Source organism: Saccharibacillus kuerlensis DSM 22868, from assembly GCF_000378145.1.
Classification (GTDB): Bacteria; Bacillota; Bacilli; order Paenibacillales; family Paenibacillaceae; genus Saccharibacillus; species Saccharibacillus kuerlensis.
This window is the reverse complement of record NZ_KB899278.1, coordinates 200,040-218,443: the sequence shown is the minus strand read 5'-3', so window position 1 is coordinate 218,443 and position 18,404 is coordinate 200,040. Positions and strand designations below refer to the sequence as shown.

16 protein-coding genes are annotated in these 18,404 nt (G+C 50.1%); 15 read left to right on the top strand and 1 reads right to left on the bottom strand.

Annotated features, from left to right (window positions below):
• Positions 1-173 precede the first annotated feature (173 nt).
• The 10 genes from F456_RS0103925 to F456_RS0103880 all read left to right on the top strand — a co-directional run bounded on the left by F456_RS0103925 (position 174) and on the right by F456_RS0103880 (position 11,526).
• Complete coding sequence (locus tag F456_RS0103925; protein ID WP_018975701.1) at positions 174-674, top strand: DUF3907 family protein; 501 nt, start codon at positions 174-176, stop codon at positions 672-674.
• Between the two features lie 91 nt (positions 675-765).
• A complete protein-coding gene (locus F456_RS0103920) occupies positions 766-1,560 on the top strand; it encodes a lytic transglycosylase domain-containing protein (protein WP_018975700.1) in 795 nt (264 codons plus the stop codon).
• A gap of 116 nt (positions 1,561-1,676) precedes the next feature.
• On the top strand, positions 1,677-2,831 hold the full coding sequence (locus F456_RS0103915; protein WP_018975699.1) for a cysteine desulfurase family protein: 1,155 nt from the start codon (positions 1,677-1,679) through the stop codon (positions 2,829-2,831).
• Positions 2,831-4,072: a tRNA uracil 4-sulfurtransferase ThiI gene (thiI, locus tag F456_RS0103910; protein ID WP_018975698.1), complete on the top strand. Its 1,242-nt coding sequence runs from the start codon at positions 2,831-2,833 to the stop codon at positions 4,070-4,072. Before F456_RS0103915 ends, thiI begins: the two co-directional genes overlap by 1 nt.
• A 244-nt stretch (positions 4,073-4,316) precedes the next feature.
• Positions 4,317-4,829: a hypothetical protein gene (locus F456_RS0103905; RefSeq protein WP_018975697.1), complete on the top strand. Its 513-nt coding sequence runs from the start codon at positions 4,317-4,319 to the stop codon at positions 4,827-4,829.
• Positions 4,830-4,967: 138 nt separating this feature from the next.
• The gene (typA, locus tag F456_RS0103900) at positions 4,968-6,809 is read left to right on the top strand and encodes a translational GTPase TypA (RefSeq protein ID WP_018975696.1); all 1,842 of its coding nucleotides are present in this window, start codon (positions 4,968-4,970) and stop codon (positions 6,807-6,809) included.
• Between the two features lie 185 nt (positions 6,810-6,994).
• A complete protein-coding gene (locus tag F456_RS0103895) occupies positions 6,995-8,104 on the top strand; it encodes an LCP family protein (protein ID WP_018975695.1) in 1,110 nt (369 codons plus the stop codon).
• Between the two features lie 90 nt (positions 8,105-8,194).
• Entirely contained in the window at positions 8,195-8,647 is a 453-nt protein-coding gene (locus tag F456_RS0103890; RefSeq protein ID WP_018975694.1) for a pyridoxamine 5'-phosphate oxidase family protein, read from the top strand.
• 152 nt (positions 8,648-8,799) lie between these two features.
• The gene (locus F456_RS0103885) at positions 8,800-10,137 is read left to right on the top strand and encodes a PhoH family protein (protein ID WP_018975693.1); all 1,338 of its coding nucleotides are present in this window, start codon (positions 8,800-8,802) and stop codon (positions 10,135-10,137) included.
• 141 nt (positions 10,138-10,278) lie between these two features.
• Positions 10,279-11,526, top strand: a complete 1,248-nt coding sequence (locus tag F456_RS0103880) for an ABC transporter substrate-binding protein (RefSeq protein ID WP_018975692.1) — start codon at positions 10,279-10,281, stop codon at positions 11,524-11,526.
• A gap of 101 nt (positions 11,527-11,627) precedes the next feature.
• Here the strand turns inward: F456_RS0103880 and F456_RS0103875 are convergent, their stop codons facing one another.
• Positions 11,628-12,713: a coiled-coil domain-containing protein gene (locus F456_RS0103875; RefSeq protein ID WP_157059984.1), complete on the bottom strand. Its 1,086-nt coding sequence runs from the start codon at positions 12,711-12,713 to the stop codon at positions 11,628-11,630.
• 230 nt (positions 12,714-12,943) lie between these two features.
• On the opposite strand from F456_RS0103875, the gene F456_RS0103870 reads away from it, so the two are divergent.
• The 5 genes from F456_RS0103870 (at position 12,944) to F456_RS0103850 (ending at position 18,403) form a co-directional block, all read left to right on the top strand.
• A complete protein-coding gene (locus F456_RS0103870) occupies positions 12,944-13,900 on the top strand; it encodes a ketopantoate reductase family protein (RefSeq protein ID WP_018975690.1) in 957 nt (318 codons plus the stop codon).
• Between the two features lie 69 nt (positions 13,901-13,969).
• A complete protein-coding gene (locus tag F456_RS0103865; protein ID WP_018975689.1) occupies positions 13,970-14,356 on the top strand; it encodes a DUF3397 domain-containing protein in 387 nt (128 codons plus the stop codon).
• Between the two features lie 203 nt (positions 14,357-14,559).
• Entirely contained in the window at positions 14,560-16,287 is a 1,728-nt protein-coding gene (locus F456_RS0103860; RefSeq protein ID WP_018975688.1) for a peptide ABC transporter substrate-binding protein, read from the top strand.
• 213 nt (positions 16,288-16,500) lie between these two features.
• Complete coding sequence (locus F456_RS0103855) at positions 16,501-17,433, top strand: ABC transporter permease (RefSeq protein ID WP_018975687.1); 933 nt, start codon at positions 16,501-16,503, stop codon at positions 17,431-17,433.
• 37 nt (positions 17,434-17,470) lie between these two features.
• Complete coding sequence (locus F456_RS0103850) at positions 17,471-18,403, top strand: ABC transporter permease (protein WP_026293632.1); 933 nt, start codon at positions 17,471-17,473, stop codon at positions 18,401-18,403.
• The last annotated feature ends 1 nt before the right edge of the window (position 18,404 follow it).

The following is an 18,404-nucleotide window of genomic DNA, read 5'->3' as shown; positions in this document are numbered from 1 at the left end:
CAGGATTGTATCCGTATTGAACTGATAGGTATTATTTATCACTCCGCTTTATGGAATGCTGGCGGATGCTTTTGCTCTGTTTTTATGCTACGATGGACGAAGCAGGAACATAGGGTTTGCAAGGAAGCCCGCTTCGCGCCCGCGCGATCAAATACCAAGGGGGAAATGCCGTTATGTCAGCACCTAACGTACAGAGATTATGTGAATCGACCAGAGAAAAGTTGAAAACCGCTACCCTGAGAATCGAAGCCTTTTTGAACGAGTATTCGCTGACTCAGCTTGCCCAGTCGCAGGATGAGGAAGAAGTCGCTTATTACAAAGGATTTTTGTCTGATCTTCGCCATCTGCTCGTATTCTCGGAAACGTCCTCCGAAAAAATCGGCGTACTGCTTCGGCGGGCCAATTTCGACGTTAATTCTGCGGAAGACACGCTGTACAAGGTCTATCATAACGTCATTAACAGCTTCTTTTATCCGAAAAACGAATGTTATGCCGAAGATGGCCGTTACGCATATACGGGCCAGGAAGCGATCCGTTTCCGTAGACAGATTGCGGCTCCTGCGCGCGAAGTCATTCTAGACGTGACCAAGACCTATGAAGAGCTGCGCGACGATTTGGATTATTACGAGAGCGATTATTTGAGCCAGCGTCGTATGAGTGCTCCTCGCTCGTAAGTGACAAGTCGCAGTTAGGATATTTAGAACTCGGAATTAAAATCAAGCTTTGAGCTGAATTTGACACTGTATGAAAAGGAGAGTGCTGCCGATGATTATCGATCCGAGAACGGCCAAGCAGCTCATTGAATTTCAATGGATGGAAAGCCTGAATCTCGACAAGTCCTCAGTGAACAGCATGACAAAGGGCAAAATCGACTCTTCGGTATTCGCGAGACTGCTTCAGCAAAAAATGGAGCAGTCGGGCACAAACTCGGTTTCGGCAGAGGAACTGATGAAGACGCTGGCTGCGATCTCGCTGCCTGCAGATCAGGTCGATTCGCTTAAAAAGGGAGCAACATCGCTTGGTGGAATAACATCCGGCGGAACGTCATCGCTCGGCGGAGCTGCTTCGCTGGACGACTCGTCGGCCAAGATTGAGATGCCGCGAGTGTCGGAACCGACCGTAAAGTCGGGTACGCCAAATGGTAAAGCCGCTCAGTATGGAGATATCGTACAGGCTGCAAGTGCCAAATACGGTATTCCACAGTCACTGATTTACGGTATTATTGACGCAGAGTCTTCGTTCAACCCGAATGCTCAATCCGGCGCAGGCGCCAAAGGATTGATGCAGCTGATGGACGGAACGGCTGCGGGGTTGGGTGTGAAGAACTCGTTCGATCCGGAACAGAACATCAATGGCGGATCCAGCTATATCGCTTCGATGTTAATCCGCTTTGGCGGTTCGCAGCGTCTTGCACTTGCCGCTTACAATGCCGGTCCGGGTACACTGCAGCGCTTGGGAATCCGTACGGAGGAAGATTTGAATGCCAAGTTCAGTCAGCTTCCGCGCGAAACGCAAAAATATATTGGCCGGGTCGAAACGGCGCAGGCGAAGTATATCTGAGCCGCCCCGGCGTCAGGCAAAGATCAAAGAGGAAAAGCGCAGCTTTCCCTTTTTGATCTTTTTGCTGTTTGAAATGAAGACGAAATGCAGACAAGTAGGGAAGAAAGGTGTCGGTTATGCTAAATTTTGATCATGCAGCTTCAACGCCGGCGCATCCGGATGTCATCCGAACGATTGCTGAAGTGATGGCGGTGCACAGCGGCAATCCATCGTCGATTCATCGCAGCGGCGAAGCAGCTTCAAAGCTGTTGGAACGGTCCCGGGAAGTCTGCGCAGAAGCGCTTGACGTCAAGCCGGGAGAAATTGTATTTACATCGGGAGCGACCGAAAGCAATAATCTGGCAATCAAGGGCGTTATGTTGGGACGCAGCGACGGCAGACGACATATTGTCACTACGCAAATCGAACATTCTTCGGTTTACGAGAGCTGTAGGCAGCTGGAAAGTTTGGGATTTGAGACAACTTACGTGCAGCCGGAATCCGACGGGACAGTTTCGACGGATCGCCTGCTGGCCGCAGTTCGTCAGGACACGGCACTCGTAAGCATCATGCATGTGAACAATGAAACGGGAGCGGTACAGCCGATCGAAGAGATCGGCCGCCGCCTGAAAAGTCTGGATTCGCGAGTGCTGCTCCATGTCGACGGCGTGCAGGGCTTCGGACGTCTTGCGCTTGATCTAAAGGCGGCGAGCATCGATCTGTACAGCGTATCGGCTCATAAAATCCGCGGTCCGCGTGGTGTCGGGCTGCTGTTCGTACGTGAAGGCGTGCGCCTGTTTCCGCTGCTTTCCGGCGGAGGACAAGAAGGCGGCCTGCGTGCGGGCACAGAGAATGTAGCTTCAATCGTAGGTGCAGCCAAAGCTTTTCGCCTTGCTGCCGAAGGCCGGACCGAGCGTGCGGCGAAGATGAAGGCATTTCGCGACACTTTGGTAAAAGAAGTTCGTCTGCATCAAGCGCTGACTCTGACCGAACCGATCAAGCCGGCGCCGCATATTGTGCATTTTACGTTCCCGGGCTTGAAATCGCAGGTCATTCTGCATACGCTGGAAGAGCTCGGAATGCTGGTCTCGGCACAATCCGCCTGCGCGGCGAAAACCGAAAAACCAAGCCGGGTACTCAGCGCAATGGGACGAGAACGGGAACATGCAACGTCCGGCATTCGTTTAAGCTTGGGCGACGAACATACGCAAGAAGATATCCGACTGTTGTCGGAGGCGCTGGACAAGGCTGTAAGACGTCTGGCACCGTTGAGGGGAGAAAGTGATAACTGATGAAAAAATACGATTACCTGCTGCTTCGTTTTGGCGAATTAACTCTGAAAGGACGCAACCGGGCACGATTTGAAAAAGCGGCTGTCGAGCATGTACGGGCTCTGCTGCGTCCTTACCCGGATGCTAAAGTTCGCCGGGAATTTGGACGTGTATACGTCGATCCCGGCAGTGAAAGTGTGGAAACTCTTATTCCCGTCCTGCAAAACGTATTTGGCATGACTTCAATGAGTCCGGTGCGGGCAGTCCGTCCGGAACTGGATGAGATTGTCCGTGCGGCCGGGGAACTGATCGAAGCGATGGAACTAACGGAGGAGCTGACGTTCAAAACGAATGTCCGCCGAGTCTGGAAGGACTTCCCGCATCCGACGCACGAAGCAAACCCGCTGATTGCTTCACCGCTGCTCAAACGTTTCCCGCTGTTGAAAGTCGATATGCACGATCCCAAGTTGGAGCTCAGGATCGAGATTCGCGACAAAGCGGCTTATGTCTATGGCGAAGTCATTCCCGGTGCAGGAGGGTTTCCGCTCGGGACGAACGGCAAGGCGCTGCTGCTTCTGTCAGGCGGCATCGACAGTCCGGTAGCCGGATGGTCGGCGCTGCGGCGCGGCCTTGAAGTCGAATGTATCCATTTCCACAGCTATCCGTTTACGAGCGAGAAGGCAAAGGAAAAAGTTATCGATCTTGCCCAGGTGTTGGCCGAATACGCGGGCAAGGTACGTCTGCATATTGTGCCGTTTACCGAAGTACAGACGTCTTTTACCCAAATGGGGCAGGACAATCTGATGATTACATTGATGCGGCGGTCCATGCTGCGTATAGCAACGAAGATTGCCGAACGGGAAAAAGCGCTGGCGCTGGTCACAGGCGAAAGTCTCGGGCAGGTGGCGAGCCAAACGCTGCCGAGCATGAATGTAATCGAACGGGCAACGGAGCTGCCGATTTTGCGGCCTTTGGTCATGACGGATAAAGATGAGATTATACGTATATCGCGTCAGATTGGTACGTATGACATTTCCATTTTGCCTTATGAAGACTGCTGCACGCTGTTTGTACCGAAGTCGCCGACCACCAACCCGAATCTTCGCATCGTAAATAAGGTCGAAGCCGTCACGCCGAACTTGGAGCGCCTGATTGAAGAAGCGGCCGACGGTACGGAAACCATCGAACTGTTTGCGGGCGGTTCGCGTCTGCGCCGTGAGGAAACGGATCAAGAGGCGGATATCAAGCAGGAATGGTTTTAACCAAACTGGGTACCAAACAGACTGGACAGCAGCCGGACTAGACAGTGACTGGACCAGCCAGTAATTGAACTAGACATCGACTAAAATGGACCCTGATAAAGCCGGACAGAAACAGGACTGCAAAGTTTTGCCGAATCGCTGAACAAATGGGCGAAGTATTCCGATAACTAAAAGGGTAGGGCCAAGATTCATAAGGTCCCGTCGTCATACAAGATGGCGTGAAAATGCGCAAGGAGAGAATCGGATGCCAAACAACAATCAAAAGGCTGTCGGGATTTTTATTTTAGCTGCCGGATTGATCATTCTCTTGGGGCAGTGGGGCGTATTTGCCTTTCTCGGCCGCGTTTTTTGGCCGCTCTTGATTTTGATTCCCGGCGCAGCGCTCCATTTAGCCTATGCTACCGGTAGGCTGCCGGCCTGGACTCTCATACCCGGCGCAATGTTAACGGTGTATGGTCTTGTCTTTTCGCTGTGCAACACTTGGGGATTTGAATTGATTGATGAGCTGTGGCCGGCCTTTATCCTCGGTCTCGGTATAGGGATATATGAATATGCTGTCTTTGCGTCCAAGCGTCGGGAAACACTTCGCTACGCTGCCATAGGGTTAATCGGCTTTTCGCTCATTATGTTTATTTTTAACCTGCTCGGTCCGCTTTTTCTATATGTCTTTTCGGTGCTGCTGATTTTGGCAGGTGCCTGGTTGTTTTTCTGGCCGAAAGCTAAGTCTGGAAAATCGAATGGCTGGCGTAAAATGTAATAAGTCTTGAAATTTTATGAAAATCATGTACAATAAAAGGGACTGAAGGGCGTCGGCAGTTTTGCCAGACGCTTCTTTTGCGAGAAGCCTAAGTATTCGTTTTTTAACATTTTTAATAGAGAAGGGAACATTCCATTCATGCATTCAAGACAAGAAATTCGCAATATCGCGATTATCGCTCACGTCGACCATGGTAAAACCACGCTCGTCGACAAACTGCTCCAGCAATCCGGTATTTTCCGTGACCATGAGCAAATGCAAGAGCGTGCCATGGACTCCAACGATCTCGAAAGAGAACGCGGTATTACGATTCTGGCGAAAAATACGGCGATTACTTATAAAGATTACCTGATCAACATCGTAGATACGCCAGGACACGCCGACTTTGGTGGTGAAGTAGAGCGAATCATGAAGATGGTTGATGGCGTTCTGCTCGTCGTAGATGCTTACGAAGGATGTATGCCTCAAACTCGTTTCGTATTGGGTAAAGCGTTGGCGCACAACTTGACGCCAATCGTTGTCGTTAACAAAATCGACCGTCCGGCTGCTCGTCCGTCGGAAGTTATCGATGAAGTGCTCGACCTGTTCATCGAACTGGGTGCGAACGATCACCAGCTCGACTTCCCGGTCGTATATGCTTCCGCACTGAACGGCACATCCAGTAAAAATGCTGAGAAGCAGGACGACAACATGCAGGCAATGTATGACACGATCATCGAGAACATTCCGTCGCCGACGGAAAGCGTAGATGAGCCGCTGCAGTTCCTCGTTACATTGATGGACTACAACGAATACCTCGGTCGTATCGCAATCGGTCGTGTCAACCGAGGCGTGATCCGTCAGGGACAATCAGTTGCTGTTATGACACGTGATGGTGGAATGAAACAGGCACGGATCGAGAAACTGTTCGGCTTCCAAGGTCTGAAGCGCATCGAGACGGACCAAGCCGGCGCCGGAGATATCATCGCTATCGCGGGTATCAAAGACATCAATATCGGCGAGACGATCGCTGATCCACAAAATCCGGAAGCACTGCCGGTTCTTAAGATCGACGAGCCAACTCTGCAAATGACTTTCCTGGTTAACAACAGTCCGTTCGCAGGCCGCGAAGGCAAATGGGTCACTTCCCGTAAACTGCGCGATCGTCTGTTCTTCGAACTGGAAACCGACGTCAGCCTTCGCGTTGACGAAACCGACAGCCCGGATGCTTTTATTGTATCGGGACGCGGCGAACTTCACTTGGGCATCCTGATCGAAAATATGCGTCGTGAAGGCTACGAGCTGCAGGTTTCGAAGCCAGAAGTTATCGTCAGAGAAATCGACGGTAAGAAGATGGAGCCAATTGAACGCCTGCTGATCGACGTGCCGGAAGAAAGTACAGGTGCCGTTATGGAGAGCCTGGGCATGCGTAAAGCGGAAATGGTCAACATGATCAACACCGGTACTGGCCAGGTTCGTCTGGAATTCCTGATTCCGGCTCGTGGTCTGATCGGCTACCGGACAAACTTCTTGACATTGACTCGTGGTTACGGCGTAATGAACCACGCGTTCGACAGCTACGGCCCACTGATCGGCGGTCAGGTTGGCGGACGTCACCAGGGTGTTCTCGTTTCGACAGAAAACGGCAATGCGACGCTGTACGGTATCCTCGGCGTTGAGGATCGCGGCACACTGTTCGTAGAACCGGGTGCTGAAGTATACGAAGGTATGATCGTTGGCGAGCATACGCGCGACAACGACATCGTTGTTAACATCTGTAAAGAAAAGCAGTTGACCAACGTTCGTTCCGCAACAAAAGACGATACGGTCAAGATGAAGACTCCGCGTCTGTTCTCGTTGGAGCAGGCACTGGAATATTTGAATGATGATGAGTACTGCGAGATCACGCCTAAGAACGTGCGTCTGCGCAAGAAAATTTTGAATAAGGGCGAGCGCGAACGTTCGGAAAAGCAGCGTAAGCAGGCACAAGCCAACTCGTAATTTTGCAATTTAAAGCAAGCAATCGGTAACTTTTCCCGAGCTGTTGACGTCTTAATAAGAAGATGTCAGGTGGCTTGGCGAACAGGGTCCGCCGCCGGGGTGGCGTGCGGGCCCTGTTTTCATTTGTGCGAGTGTTTATTTATCTTGTTCGCATGGATTGCACAAGAGAAGGAGCTGGATAGGATATGAGCAGTACAAGAGGAGGCGGCCTGCCGCCGCGCTCGAGCGGAGGACGAGGACGTTCCGCATCGGACACCCCTGCCCGCCGGAGTACAGCGGCTTCCACAGGAGGAAGCGGTGGAGGAGGACGTCGGCCGGCTGTTAAACGTAAAAAAAGCGGTGCCAAGCGCTTCTGGAAAGCTTTTGCGATTGTGGTAATTTTGCTGCTCGTTGGAGTAGGCGTCTACCTTGGCTGGGTATACCAGAAATCGCAGTTGATTGGCACAGCCGGAGAGCCCGAGAAACCAGCTTCCACGCAGCCAATCGCAATGGCCATACTGGGTTCGGACTTTCGGGAAGAAACCGGCTCAAACTTGACCGATGTCGTTATGGTCGCCGCGATGAACCCAAAAACAAATACGGCTACCGTCGTGTCGCTGCCCCGTGATACGCGTATTGAATTGGACGGATACAAAGTTCGTAAGGTTAACGCGTATTATCCAGCTTTTCTTGCCCAAGAGAAAAAGGGAGAAGGAAATGCGGAGGAAGCGATCAAGCGGATGCTCGGCAAGTACTTTGATATTCCGCTTGATTACGTAACGGTTGTGAACTTCCAAAGTTTGAAAGATATTGTGGATGCAGTCGGAGGTATCGATGTCGACGTAACGATGGACATGTGCTACAAAGATACCGCTGACGGAACGGACATCAATCTGAAAGCCGGCCCGCAAAAGTTGGACGGTAAAAACGCGCTCGACTATGTGCGTTATCGCAAAACAAATTGTAACCCTCCGACAAAACCGTCCGACGATTTTAGCCGGAACCAGCGTCAGCAGCAGGTGATCGGCGCAATCATGGACAAGCTGCAGACGTTTAATGCAGTTACCAAATCAGGCTCCCTGATTGAGGCGGTTGCGGACAATACGAAGACGGATTTGGAGAATAAACAAATTTTCAATCTGGTCAGAACCTATTGGGATATTCCGAGAGAAAATATCAGCTATCCGAAATTGGCAGGATCCTGGAGAAGCCCATTTGTCTATATTAACGATAGCGAACTGTCGGCCGCCAAACAGGCGCTTAAGGACGAATTGGCCGGCAAGCACCAGCCTGCTGCCCCGGTAGAAGAGCAATGATTGAATGCCCTTTTTCCGGTATGTTATAATCGGAGTGAGCAAGAGGCTTATCGAAATATTCCGATCAGACGCCGTATAGGAGGCCATGTGATGTCCGAAGCCGTTACGCAATTGACCGAATCTCTCTTCACACAGTTGCAGAGCGAGACCTTTGCGCTGCTGGCTACAGTAGATGCCGAAAGTAACGGTCCGACCTCGACGGCTATTTCTTGGGTGTACGCTGTCAATCCGGCTACACTCCGGTTCGCGGTGGATCACCGCTCCCGTCTGGTTCACAATATTTTGCATAATCCGAAAGTAACGATTACCGTTTTTGGAGGCGGAAAAGTGTATGCCGTAAACGGAACGGCGCGCGTTGCGCAGGATCCGCTGCAGAACGTCCCGTTCAAGATGTGCTGCTTCGATGTCAATGTCGAAGCGGTTCGCAATGCCCTTTTTTACGGAGCACATTTGTCTTCACTTCCGGAATATACCCGTGCGCTCGATCTGCATGCCGCCGAACGGCTTGACGGTCAGGTTATGAACGCCATGAAAAACGCCTAGCGGTTTACCGCGGGCTTTTTTGCCTTTTCAGGTATTATAAAAAAGTTCCGAACCTTGAAAGGGGGTGAGCAACGGTTTCGATCGCTTCTTCTTGAATCGCTTGGCGATTGAGGAAGGCTCGCGGTTCCATTAAGCCTCGGGAGGGATTTCTCGTGAAAAAGCTCTTTGTACTCGATACTAACGTTCTGCTGCACGATCCCCGTTCCATTTTTTCGTTTCAGGAACATGAAGTGGTCATTCCTGCCGCCGTGTTGGAAGAGATCGATTCGAAAAAGAGGCTGGCCGACGAGATTGGACGCAATGCCCGCAGTGTATCGCGAGAACTGGACGCTCTTCGCGAACTTGGGCATCTGCATGACGGAGTAGAGCTCGAATCGGGCGGAATACTCCGCGTTGAACTCAATCACCGCAGCTTCCAGCGTATGCAGGATTTGTTCGGCGAAATGACGAACGATAATCGTATACTGGCTGTTGCGCTTAATTATCATAATGAACAGCAGGAACTTCCAGAGGATAAAGCCCGTCTGGTCGTGATGGTAAGTAAAGACGTGCTGGTTCGGGTAAAGGCCGATGTGCTTGGGCTGGTTGCTCAAGACTATATGACCGATCGGACCGCCGACCCTGACTCTCTATATCCCGGATATGCGTCTTTGCAGGTCCCGGATGAACTGGTGGACCGTTTTTATCGCGATAAGTACCTGTTTGTTTCAGAAGCAGGTCATGCGGCCGGACAGCTGTATCCAAACGAGTTTGCCATTCTCAAAAATGAAGGGGGCAGCAAGTCGGCTCTCGTCAAGCTGAATGCCGATGCCAAACGTTTGGAACCGCTGTTCCAAGGCAATGATCCCGTATGGGGCATCATCGCTCGTAACGCCCAGCAGCGGATGGCGCTCGAACTGCTGCTGTCGGATGATATTCCGCTTGTGACGATCACAGGCAAAGCCGGCACTGGCAAAACGCTGCTTGCGCTGGCTGCGGGACTGTTAAAAGTCGAAGACGACCGGAAATATAAGAAATTGTTGGTTGCGCGGCCGGTTGTACCGATGGGCAAAGATATCGGTTATCTGCCGGGCGAAAAAGAGGAGAAATTGCGGCCTTGGATGCAGCCGATCTACGACAATTTGGAATTTTTGTTCGATACAAAAAGTGCAGGAGATATCGACAAAATTCTGATGGGGCTCGGCAGTATTCAGGTCGAGGCACTGACTTATATCCGCGGACGGTCAATCCCGTCACAATTTATTATTATCGACGAGGCGCAGAACTTGTCCAGGCACGAAGTGAAGACGATTATCTCACGGGTCGGCGAAGGCAGCAAAATGGTGCTTGTCGGCGATCCGGAGCAGATTGATCATCCGTATCTTGATGCAACGAGCAACGGATTGACCTATGCAGTAGAACAATTCAAGTCACAGAAACTTGCAGGGCATATCCATCTGGAAAAAGGAGAACGCTCCAAGTTGGCTCAACTGGCAGCAGATTTGCTGTAGAAGACAGAAAAAACAATCGTTAACTTGCGAAGAATCCGGGTTTTGCTACCGGATTCTTTTTTTGGATGGAAAAAAGATCGTTTGTTACAATGGAGAAAATAGGAAAGGGAGGGATCAGAACTGAAGCGGAAAAATTATTTCGTGCTGTTTGGCATATTGCTGCTGGCCTTGATCAATCTATCGCCGTCTCTGCCCGAGACGACGCCTCCCGGACCGCAACAGGAATCCGGCGGCGAATCAGCGATGCTGCGCGGAGGAGAAGCGGAGCGCTCACTGCGTGCAATCGAAGTCTATACGATGATGGAGAAGGAAGAATTTGCTGCGCTTCAGGCCATAAACAGAGAGTATGAGCAGTTTTCGGGAAGTACGGTCCTGCTGGTCAATCTAGCGCCGGAGGAAGCCTACAAAACGTATCGGGAAATCTATGCTTCCGGAAAAGAACCCGATGTTGTCATGCTGGATGGCGCATGGGTTGCAGATTTCGCTGCTGCTGGACGGCTGCTGCCAGCCGATCTGTATGAAGCGGGTGTCGCTGCACCTTCCGATTTGCTGCCACTAACGGCCGCGGCGGTTGAGTGGAACGGTTACCGCTGGGCCGTACCTCTTGACTTTGATCCTTACGGAGCAGTATGGGACCCTGGCAGTTTTCAAGCGACATCCGGTGAACTTCCGCAGACCGAGGAAGCTTGGAGAGAGTGGGAGAAGGAGCTCTCAAATAGTCGTGAAGATCAGGAAACCCCTTCTTCCTCGAAAGTACTTGGGTTGCCTGGAGGAGATGCTCGTGCTTTTGCCTCGCTGATTGCATTGTGGGGAGGAACATCCAGAGGAGAAAGCGGGGAGAAGGTGGACCGTGCACTGAAACTGGCAGATGAACTCCGAACTCGAACATACCTGCCTCATGTGTCCACACAGGAAGGACAGGAGAATAACGTTCTACGGATGAAGGTCGAATCGGGAGAGCTTGATCTGGCGGTCGATCGGCTGTCGAGACTCGGTTCCGAAGGTTCTTCTGTACGCATAAGTCCGCTTCCTTTTGCCATGCAAACGGCTTCCCTGCGCTGCTTGGGTATTACTGCGAATACCGACCGTTCGAGAGAAGCTTCTTTATGGATCGCCTACATAACAGGTCGTGATACACAGAACGATTGGTACAGCTCTACGGGACATCTGTCTGCACTTCGGGCAGTGTTCGACGAGTCCGACAATAACAATACGGACCTGCTTCGCTGGCTGCCTGACCCACAATTCGTAAGTGGTACGGACGGAACAGCAGAGACTGCGGATCCGAAAAGGGAAGCGGCACGCGAAAGTTCGTGGAGCCGCTCGTTAATCCGTTTTTATGAAGGAGAGATTGGTCCGGACAAACTGGCCGCCTACTTGCTGCCCTGAATTCGAAAAGGTCTGCCGAAAGTTTTAATGAAAAATGCCCTGTAGCACTGCGACAGGGCATTTTTTGAGCATATTCGAATTCGTGTAAGGAAGGACTTTGTCTAAAGTGCCAACTGCATTGAAATTTTCAAACGTCCTTCGGCCATTTCGACACCGTTGACTACGACAGGAGCGACCTGCTGTGGATAGAAGCCCAGATCGTATTTTTGTTCAAGCTCTCTGCGGGTAGTTTCGGGAAGCTCAAGACCGTTGAAGACCAGCCTGTCAACGTGAAACAGAATGGCGTTATGCGGTTCAGTCTCCAGCGTATAGCGTCCTTCGATGCGCAGCGACAGCCGATCCTGACTTCCTTCCGCAACAACCAGCCCGTCTTCAAACGTAAAGGAAAAGTTTTCAAAAGCGGTGCTTTGCGAGCGGAGAAAAGTGTTCAGTTCGGCGTCCGTCAATTCGATCGTATAACGTGTACCTAGTCCCGATACTTGCATTTTGCCGCTGCTCTGCAAAAAATTCGGCAGTTCGGTGCTGGCCGAAGCAAGGGAGGCAAAGTATCCGTCGACTTCATACAGCCCGACATTGTTCCAATAGACGTTCAGTTCGTCGGCAAGACGATTGAGGCGCTCTGGATCGCTGCTGGCGAGCAATCCTTGATCAATATCTTGTTGGAGGGCGCGAAGTCGAAGCTGCTGCTGTTCGATGCCGGTCCGAACGGTTTCCAGTCGAGCCGAATTGGCAGCCAATTCGTTTCTTCGATTCTCCAATGCCTCCGTGTCTTGGCGGAATCCGAGCAGCAGTTCTTCGTCATGTCGGATCGCAAGATGATAGTAATTATACAGTCGGGTTATATCGCTAAAGGACCGGGCTTCAATCAGTGACAGCAGCATAAAGCGCTGATTCTGCATATATTGAGCGCGAACAATGCTATCCGTACGCTTGCGGTTATCCGCAATCTTGGTTTCAAGACGTCGAATCTCCTGATTCAGACGTTCACGCTGACGGGACAAGACTTCCTGTTCTTCAGCAATACGGTCCGCATCGCGCTGCAGTTCGTTCAGCGACAATGTATCTTGAAGCAGCCTGCGCTGCTCCGGCGTCCATTCTTCGAGAGAGGAATGTGCATACGCCGGAATAGCGCCGGAACCGAAGGCGAGTGCAGCTGCGATCAGACCTGCAGATAAACGTTTTGACACAGCGTATTCCTCGCTTTCTGTTCGTTCTTCCGAATTCCGGAGCATGACGGAAACTTCCGCGTCAGCATTTTCGCCGTTTGGCGGCTGTGATAAAATAAAATTCCGCAGGAGCGTTAACTCGTTCATTAACAGGAAAATAAGATCGGTTTGATTATTCTAATTATAAGGCTGCAATCTGTATCAGTAAACCAAAGACAATTGGGATAAATATTCAACGTGGAGGTAGAATATTGAAAATTGAAGTTATTGGTGGCGGAGCTTTGGGGCTTCTGTTTGCTGCAGGAGCCGCACGAGGCGGAGCCCAGACTCTGCTGTATACCCGAACGGAAGAACAAGCACAGCATATTTCGAGATATGGAATCGAAGTGCATGAACCTGCAGCAAGAGCGAGCTTTCAAGGCGAAAAAGAAATGCTCGATGCCAGATCCATTCATGATTTTGCAAAGCCCGAAAACGAAACGGAAGATCGATGGATTCTGCTCGCCGTCAAACAGAAGGATCTAAACGACTCTCTGATTCATAAGCTGAGTGAAGGCATGCGTTCCGGTGATCGGCTGCTCTGCCTGCAAAATGGTATCGGACATCTGGAGCGTTTGGAAAAAGTAATGCCGCAAGCTTTAATATATGCGGCCGTTACTACCGAAGGGGCACGCCGATTGGATACAGGTTCCGTTCTGCATGCAGGGAAAGGTTCGACACTGTTCGGACTTCCAAAGGCGGCAGAAACTTTCCTTTCCAAAGAGCAAATGCAGCTGGAGAAAAAGTTCGAAGATCTATACACTTCGGCAGGATTGTCCATGTCGGTGTCGAATGAAGTTCAAACTGTCGTGTACAGAAAGCTGCTGATCAATGCGATTGTCAATCCTCTTACGGCCATATGGCGTGTCGAGAATGGCGAACTGCTTGTAAACAACGGACGAGTTGCTCTTATGCGAGCTATCTTCGATGAAATTTCGGTTGTTTATTCGAATATAGGGATTCCCGTTCCTGAAAACTGGTGGAGGGATGTATTGGATGTATGCCGCGCAACGGCCCGGAATCGTTCCTCTATGCTTGAAGATGTATTGGGAGGAAGAAACACCGAAGCAAAGTGGATCAGTGGAGGAATTGCGGAACTTGCGCATCGATCCGGTACGGAGGCGCCTATCAATCGGATGCTGCTGAACTTGATCGAGGGCATAAACTGAGTCCGTTGGACTTCTGAGATATTATAGGTATGAGAGGTTTTTGAATTTTAAGGGCGCAGGAGGAATAATATGTTCGCAACGGTCTCAGGAGTGCTGATTACGCTGTGTGTGCTTCCTTTTTTGCCATTCTTACTCGTCTACGCGGTGGGTGTACTGTGCAAAGAACCAAGGCCTCAGTCTTTCCGACGGGCAATGGATGTCACAACACCTTTTCTGATTTTTGCTGTCTCAGCGCTTTATAATTATGTATTGGGATCTACATTCGGATTTTATTTGCTGCTGCTGATTTTGCTGATCCTGGCCGGGCTGCTCGGAAGTGCACAAAACCGTAAACGCGGAAAAATTGAACCGCGACGATTAGTTTCCGGATTTTGGAGAATGACGTTTCTTTTCCTGGCACCTTGTTATATTCTGCTTGGAATTTCCGGATTTATTGCTTACCTTATAAATATCTAACATGAAATGATACATATTAAAAAAATACGAAAGAAATTTTATTTTTTTTGCCGAAATATCAGGGTTTGAGACAGAAAATGTGACAGAAAGCGAGTACAATTTGAAAAAAAGCGTAAGATTCTGAAAAAAGGTTATAGATTTTTTTTGCGGTGAGGGTTATAATCAATAAAAAAATTAATCTTTTCTAGGGGGAAAGCTGCAGGATGAAAAAGAAAAGCTGGATGTTGCTTCTCACGCTGGTTCTTGTAATCGGCACAGTACTCGCAGGCTGCGGAAGCGCCAACGAGACAAATACGGATTCGGCTGCGACCGCTCCGGGTACGACTGACAACGGAAATGCTTCCGAGCCGGCCGCTACCGATGCCAACCTGGCAGCTGATCAGACTCTAAGCCTTAACCTTACGGCTGAGCCGCCGACGCTTGATCCGGCACAGGCTCAAGACAGCCAGTCCAACACTGCGCTGCGTTTCATGTATGAAGGCCTTGCAACAATCGATGCAGAAGGCAATCCGGTTCCAGGCGCTGCCGAGAGCTGGGATGTTTCCGAAGACGGTCTGACGTACACTTTCAAAATGCGTGAAGGCGCAACTTGGAGTAACGGCGATCCTGTAACAGCCAACGATTTCGTATACGCTTGGCAGCGCGTGCTGAACCCGGAAACTGTTCCGGCTCCAGTATATGCTTACCAGTTGTACTACATTGAAGGTGCTGAAGCTTACAACACTGGCGAAACAACTGACTTCTCCACTGTAGGAGTAAAAGCTGTTGATGAAAAAACGCTGGAAGTTAAGCTGACGAACCCAACTCCTTACTTCCTGGGTCTGACTTCGTTCTACACATTGTATCCGGTTCACCAATCGACGGTGGAAGGCAACAATGCTTGGGCAACGAAGCCAGAATCGATGGTTGTAAACGGACCGTTCACAATGACGAGCTGGACTTCTGGTTCCGAAATGGGCTGGACGAAAAACGAAAACTACTGGGATGCGGATAACATCAAGCTGAGCAACATTACAGCTACGATTGTAAACAGCGGCGCGACAGAAACTGCTAAGTACCAAGGCGGCGAAATCGACTATGCTGGCGCACCTACCGGTGAAATTCCAACCGACCAAATTCAGCCGCTTTCGCAGCAGCTGGCAGACGAGTTCAAGCTTACAAACATTGCTTCGACATACTACTACGAGTTCAACACTGAAGTTGAGCCGTTCAACAATGAAAAAATTCGTAAGGCATTCGCAATGTCGATCGATCGTCAATCGCTCATCGACAATGTAACGAAAGCTTCCCAAACTCCGGCATACGGTTTCGTACCAACATCGATCGCGGGTCTGAACGGTCAATCGTTCCGCGATATGCATCCGGATAGCGAATATTTCAAAGAAGATGCAGCACAAGCTAAACAGCTGCTTGAAGAAGGCATGAAGGAAGAAGGATATACAACGCTTCCTCCGATTACCCTGCTGTACAACACAAGTGAAAACCACCAAAAGCTGGCTCTGGCTGTAGCTGATATGTGGAAGAAAAATCTTGGTGTAGAAATTCAAACGAGAAACGAAGAGTGGTCCGTATTCCTAGAAAGTAGAAAAACGGGTAACTTCCAAATCGCTCGTGCAGGTTGGTCTGCCGATTACAACGATCCGATGACTTACATGGACATGTTTGTTAGCGGTGGCGGCAACAACAACACTGGTTATGCAGATCCAGCATACGACAAACTGATCGAAGAAGCCTACAAAGGCGGTAATGATCTGGAAAAACGTATGCAGGACATGGCTGATGCTGAAAAACTGCTGATTCAAGAAAACATGGTTATCATGCCTGTTTACTACTACACACAAGCATCGCTTACAAAGCCTTACCTTAAAGGCGTAACGACTGACTTCTCCGGCGCAATCGACTTCACTCGCGCTTACCTGGAAGAACACTAAGATCAAACGGTCTGGTGAGAATGACTTAAGTTAAATAAAGGCTCGGGATATATGTGGATTCCCATATATATCCCGATTTTTTTGCATGTTCGCAAAACTTCCATTTTTGCTCTGGTTTAACTAGTAAATAGGGTTGAAAATAATGAATGTGCAACTATATATAACTAATTAGCTTAACCAGTTTTATAAGAATGAAGGGGGAGAGGTTCGCAGATGGCACGCTATATAACCAGTAAACTTATATATACGCTGCTCTCGCTGTTTATTCTGATAACAGCGACATTTTTCTTGATGAAAGCAATTCCGGGCGATCCGTTTATGTCCGAAAAAGAAATTCCGGCTGCAATTCGGGCCCGCTTGGATGCTCAATACGGTTTGGATAAACCTATATTGACTCAGTATGTGAATTACCTTGGTAATATTGTTCAAGGTGATCTGGGGATTTCGATGAAAAAACTAAATCAGGAAGTTTCTTCTATTGTTGGTCAAACATTCGGCGTATCATTGAGACTGGGTCTCATCGCCGTTGTTGTATCAATTATTGTCGGCGTGACGCTGGGGTTAATGGCGGCTTTGTATCATAGGAAGTTTATAGACAGCGCCGTTATGATCATAGCGGTCATTGGTATAGCGGTACCGAGCTTTGTACTTGCTTCGCTGCTTCAATACTCACTTGGTCTTAAGGCTGGGATATTTCCGATCACGGGGCTTCGCACGCCACTTGGTTATGTACTGCCGGTTATCGCATTGTCGGCAGGACCAATCGCTTATATCGCCCGTCTGACTCGTTCGAGCATGCTGGAAGTTCTGCATGCTGATTACATCAAAACGGCGAAGGCCAAAGGCCTGAAGTGGCCGGCAATTCTCTGGAAGCACGTTATTCGCAACGGTATTCTGCCGGTTGTTACTTATGTGGGACCGATGACGGCTAACATCATTACCGGTTCGGTTGTTGTTGAACGAATCTTCGGCATCGGCGGCATTGGTAAGGTGTTCGTTGAAAGTATCTCAAACCGCGATTATACGATGATTATGGGTATTACGCTGTTCTACGGTATCATTTTGATGGCCGCTCGGTTCATTACCGATATCGTTTACGTACTCGTCGACCCGCGTATCAAACTGACATCGGGCAAGGAGGGCTAATCAAGTGGCGAATGAAAATAAGGCGAACAAGCAGCCTATGCCCGCTTTGACGGCGGCTGACTTTGAGCCAGTCAATATTAACGAGCGCGAATCCGAAGTGATTAAGCGCGAAAGCCTTACGGCTTGGCGCGATACATGGGAACGTCTGCGCAGCAACAAAGTTGCAATGAGCGGTCTGATGGCTTTGGTGCTGATCATTCTTGCTTCGATCTTTGCACCAATGATTTCTTATTGGGTACACGGTTACGATTACCAAACGAACGACCTGCTGGCAACTAACCAGCCGCCTTCCTCGCTGCACTGGTTCGGAACGGATGATCTGGGCCGTGATATGTTTGTCAGAACATGGTCGGGCGCAAGAATCTCTTTGATCGTAGGTGTGGCAGCGGCGCTGATCGACCTGCTGATCGGCGTAATCTACGGCGGCATCATGGGCTACTTCGGCGGCCGCGTCGACACGATCATGAACAAATTTTCCGAAATTCTGTACGCAATTCCTTACCTGCTTGTTACGATCCTGCTGCTGGTTGTGTTCGAGCCAAGCTTGGGTACGATCATCCTGGCTCTGACCATCACAGGCTGGATTAACATGTCATGGATTGTCCGCGGCGAAATCATGAAATTGAAAAACCGCGAGTACGTATTGGCATCGCGTTCGATGGGCGCAGGTACAGGCCGACTGTTGTTCCGTCACCTGCTGCCGAATGCGAGCGGTCCAATTATTGTTACCCTGACACTGTCGGTTCCAAGCGCTATTTTCGCAGAATCTTTCTTGAGCTTCCTCGGTCTCGGCGTACAGGCTCCGATTTCCTCGCTCGGTTCGATGGTCGAAAATGCCCTTACCGGCTGGATGTACTATCCTTGGCGGATGCTGTTCCCGGCAGTTCTGATCAGCGTAATCATGCTGGCATTCAACTTGCTCGGAGATGGTTTGCGCGATGCGCTTGACCCGTCGCTTAAAAATAAATAAT

What these genes read in the sequence shown, in the direction of transcription:
- F456_RS0103865 (WP_018975689.1), top strand. Translation starts at nt 13,970, where the DNA reads ATGTTCGCAACGGTCTCAGGAGTGCTGATTACGCTGTGTGTGCTTCCT.
- F456_RS0103915 (WP_018975699.1), top strand. Translation starts at nt 1,677, where the DNA reads ATGCTAAATTTTGATCATGCAGCTTCAACGCCGGCGCATCCGGATGTC.
- F456_RS0103860 (WP_018975688.1), top strand. Translation starts at nt 14,560, where the DNA reads ATGAAAAAGAAAAGCTGGATGTTGCTTCTCACGCTGGTTCTTGTAATC.
- F456_RS0103895 (WP_018975695.1), top strand. Translation starts at nt 6,995, where the DNA reads ATGAGCAGTACAAGAGGAGGCGGCCTGCCGCCGCGCTCGAGCGGAGGA.
- F456_RS0103855 (WP_018975687.1), top strand. Translation starts at nt 16,501, where the DNA reads ATGGCACGCTATATAACCAGTAAACTTATATATACGCTGCTCTCGCTG.
- typA (WP_018975696.1), top strand. Translation starts at nt 4,968, where the DNA reads ATGCATTCAAGACAAGAAATTCGCAATATCGCGATTATCGCTCACGTC.
- thiI (WP_018975698.1), top strand. Translation starts at nt 2,831, where the DNA reads ATGAAAAAATACGATTACCTGCTGCTTCGTTTTGGCGAATTAACTCTG.
- F456_RS0103925 (WP_018975701.1), top strand. Translation starts at nt 174, where the DNA reads ATGTCAGCACCTAACGTACAGAGATTATGTGAATCGACCAGAGAAAAG.
- F456_RS0103850 (WP_026293632.1), top strand. Translation starts at nt 17,471, where the DNA reads ATGCCCGCTTTGACGGCGGCTGACTTTGAGCCAGTCAATATTAACGAG.
- F456_RS0103905 (WP_018975697.1), top strand. Translation starts at nt 4,317, where the DNA reads ATGCCAAACAACAATCAAAAGGCTGTCGGGATTTTTATTTTAGCTGCC.
- F456_RS0103890 (WP_018975694.1), top strand. Translation starts at nt 8,195, where the DNA reads ATGTCCGAAGCCGTTACGCAATTGACCGAATCTCTCTTCACACAGTTG.
- F456_RS0103920 (WP_018975700.1), top strand. Translation starts at nt 766, where the DNA reads ATGATTATCGATCCGAGAACGGCCAAGCAGCTCATTGAATTTCAATGG.